A 2876-nucleotide genomic window follows, 5' to 3' on the forward strand; every position below is an offset into this window, starting at 1 on the left:
ATCGCCAACGGTGCGCGGTAGCCCGGCTGCAGCACCGCCAGCTGGTCCGGGGCCATGTACAGCTGCAGCATGGTCAACTGCGCACTCGGCACGCTGCCGTCGCGCAGGCGCGGATCGTCCAGCGCCTGCACCGGCCGCGTGGCGTCGTCAGCAGTGCAGCCGCCGCACAGCGCCGCCAGACCCGCCAGCGCGAGCATGCGCCGCGCCCGGGCGCGGCGGCGGCGGGACTCAGGCACGGCGCTTGCGCTTGGCCTCGTCCGAGCGCAGCTGCATGATCCGCTCGAAATAGCCGGGTTCGATGCCGGTGGTGTACTGGCCGTTGAAGCACGAGGAGTCGAACGCCTTCAGTTCCGGGTTGCCCTCGCGCACCGCGGTCTCCAGATCTTCCAGGTCCTGGTAGATCAGCCAGTCGCAGCCGAGGAATTCCTGGATCTCCTGCTCGCTGCGGCCGTGCGCGACCAGTTCGTCGGCGGCCGGCATGTCGATGCCGTAGATGTTGGGATAGCGCACCGGCGGCGCGGCGCTGGCCAGGTACACCTTGCGCGCGCCGGCGTCGCGCGCCATCTGCACGATCTGCCGGCTGGTGGTGCCGCGCACGATCGAATCGTCGACCAGCAGCACCACGCGGTTGCGGAATTCCAGATGGATCGGATTGAGCTTGCGGCGCACCGACTTCACCCGCTCGCCCTGCCCCGGCATGATGAAGGTGCGGCCGATGTAGCGGTTTTTGACGAAGCCCTCGCGGTACTTCACCCCGAGCACGTTGGAGATCTCCAGCGCGGCGTCGCGCGAGGTGTCCGGGATCGGAATGATGGTGTCGATGTCGTGATCCGGGCGCAGGCGCAGGATCTTCTCGCCCAGCTTCATGCCCATGCGCATGCGCGCCTTGTGCACCGAGACGTTGTCGATCATCGAGTCCGGCCGCGCGAAGTACACGTACTCGAAGATGCACGGGGTGTGGTCGGTGGGCGAGGCGCAGACCTCGGAGAACAGCTCGCCGCGGCCGGTGATCACCAGCGCTTCGCCGGGGCGCACGTCGCGCACGCGGGTGAAGCCGAGGATGTCCAGCGCCGAGGACTCGGAAGCGACGATGTACTCGTCGCCCTCCACGCTCTCGCGCTTGCCCAGCACCAGCGGACGGATGCCGTGCGGGTCGCGGAACGCGACCAGGCCCAGGCCCAGCACCACGCTGACCACCGCGTAGCCGCCCTTGCAGCGGCGGTGCACGCCGGCCACGGCGCGGATCGCCGCCTCCGGGGTCAGCATGCGCTGCGCGTCGAGCTCGTAGGCGAACACGTTCAGCAACACTTCGCTGTCCGAATCGGTGTTGATGTTGCGGCGGTCGGCCTCGAACACCTGCTGGCGCAGGGCCTCGGTATTGACCAGGTTGCCGTTGTGGGCCAGCGCAATGCCGTAAGGCGAATTCACATAGAACGGCTGCGCCTCGTCCATGCCTTCCGAGCCGGCGGTCGGATAGCGGCAATGGGCGATGCCGACACGGCCTTCCAGCACGGCCATGCGCTTCTCGTCGAAGACGTCGCGGACCAGGCCGTTGGCCTTCTGCACGCGCAGGCGGGTGCCGTCGGCGGTGGCGATGCCCGCCGCGTCCTGGCCGCGGTGCTGCAGCACGGCCAGGCCGTCATAGAGTTGCCCGGCCACGTTCTGGTTGCCGACGATTCCGACGATGCCACACATGTCAACGCTCTCCGCGGCGGGGATGCCGCTATTGGGAAGGTGGCCGTGCCTGGCCGTTGGGTTCGACCCGTGCCGGGTCGAATTGCGCCGGACGCGCCTGCGCCGGATCGATGTTCGCGGGCATCAGTTGCGACGGATCGCCCCCGGGCTGCGCGGACCGCACCCCGGGACGTCCCAGGGCCTTGGACATCATCTCCTGCAGCCCACTGGCCTGCAGGGCGTTGCCCAGCGCGGCATTATCGCCTGCCGCGGGCAAGTTGCCCAAATTCATCTGCGACACGTTCAGTTGCGGCATCTGCGACAGGTTCATCTGCGGCATCTGCGGCATGTGCCAGTCCGGTATCTGCGCGCGCATCCAGCCCACGCCCGGCTTGAGCACCGGCAACACCATGGAATGCTGCCAGTCCGGCTCGCGGGTCAGCGGGGTGAAGCTCATCAGGAACGCCAGCACCGCGGCGAAGAAGCCGCCGCGCGCCGCCCCCAGGCCGAAGCCGAGCGCGCGGTCGGTGCCCGACAGCGCGGTCGAGCGCACCGCGGTGCGGATCACCATGCCGGTGATGCCGACCACCGCCATCACCGTCACGAAGGTCAGCGCGTAGCCGCCCAGGTAGTAGCTCATGCTCGGCCGGGACCCGTTGGCCAGCCACTGCCCGGCATTGCCGCCGAACTGGAACGTGGCCCAGCCGGCCAGGAACCAGGACAGCGTGCCGACCACGATGCCGACGAACCCGCGCAGGGCCCCGAGCAGGGCCGAGACCAGGATCACCGTCAACAGCACCATGTCGATCATGCGCGCCTCCCGCGGCCGAGCCGCTGCATCGCGCCGATCGCGCGTCGCGCCTGCCTTCCCTGGACCATCGTGCTACTCCATGGGCCGAAGCCCGATCAAGGATGTGGACGTACCATACCGCTGATACCGACCTTGGCTGCCACCTGGGCGCGCAACTGCTCGGCATCGGCGCGGTTGGCGACCGGGCCGACCCGCACCCGGTTCAGCGCGCCCTTGTCGGTGCGCACCTGCTCGACGAAGGCGCTGAAGCCGGCCGCGCGCACCTTGTCGCGCAGGGCATTGGCGTCCTCGGCCTTGCCGAACGCGCCCAGCTGCACGGCGAAGCCGGTGCCGGAAGCGGCAGGCGCGGCCGGCACGCTCGGCGCCGGCTTGGCGGCCGCCGTGGTGGCCG

General features: G+C 69.5%; 3 protein-coding genes and 1 pseudogene. All 4 read right to left on the reverse strand.

Features of this window, described 5'->3' with window-relative positions; genetic code table 11:
• A pseudogene (locus D180_RS18770) lies at nt 1–197 on the reverse strand (hypothetical protein); the annotation flags it as partial.
• A gap of 31 nt (nt 198–228) precedes the next feature.
• Complete coding sequence (purF, locus tag D180_RS18775; RefSeq protein ID WP_017913998.1) at nt 229–1695, reverse strand: amidophosphoribosyltransferase; 1467 nt, start codon at nt 1693–1695, stop codon at nt 229–231.
• A 28-nt stretch (nt 1696–1723) separates the two neighbouring features.
• Complete coding sequence (locus tag D180_RS18780; RefSeq protein WP_017908612.1) at nt 1724–2485, reverse strand: CvpA family protein; 762 nt, start codon at nt 2483–2485, stop codon at nt 1724–1726.
• A 95-nt stretch (nt 2486–2580) separates the two neighbouring features.
• On the reverse strand, nt 2581–2876 hold a 296-nt coding region (locus D180_RS18785; RefSeq protein ID WP_043091343.1), incomplete at its 5' end, for an SPOR domain-containing protein.

Source organism: Xanthomonas sp. SHU 166, assembly GCF_000364685.1.
In the GTDB taxonomy this organism is placed as follows: Bacteria; Pseudomonadota; Gammaproteobacteria; order Xanthomonadales; family Xanthomonadaceae; genus Xanthomonas_A; species Xanthomonas_A sontii.